Annotated in this window: 1 protein-coding gene; it reads left to right on the forward strand. The window is 52.0% G+C overall.

The window, feature by feature from the left end:
- On the forward strand, nt 1-379 hold a 379-nt coding region (locus KVT36_RS31580; protein WP_217607407.1), incomplete at both ends, for a condensation domain-containing protein.

The raw sequence follows: 379 nt of genomic DNA on the forward strand, positions 1-379 counted from the left end.
TATGCAATATGGCAACGCCGCTATATCTCAGGAGAGCTGTTATCGGCGCAGTTATCTTACTGGCAGCAGCAATTAAGTGGCGCTGAGGCGCTGGAGCTGCCTACAGATCATGTACGTCCGGCGCAGCAAAGCGGCCGTGGTGCAACCATACATTATGTTTTGCCCGCTGCTTTACAGTCGTCACTGGAGTTGCTTTCCCGCCAGGAAGGCGTAACCATGTTTATGACACTGTTATCAGTGTTTAAGGTGCTGCTGTACCGTTACAGTGGTCAGGAGGATATAAGTATAGGCAGTCCGGTAGCCAACCGGCAGCAGGCGGAAGTAGAAGGGCTGATCGGTTTTTTTGTAAATACGCTGGTGCTGCGCAGTGAGGTGCATG

Source organism: Chitinophaga sp. GbtcB8 (assembly GCF_019091455.1).
In the GTDB taxonomy this organism is placed as follows: Bacteria; Bacteroidota; Bacteroidia; order Chitinophagales; family Chitinophagaceae; genus Chitinophaga.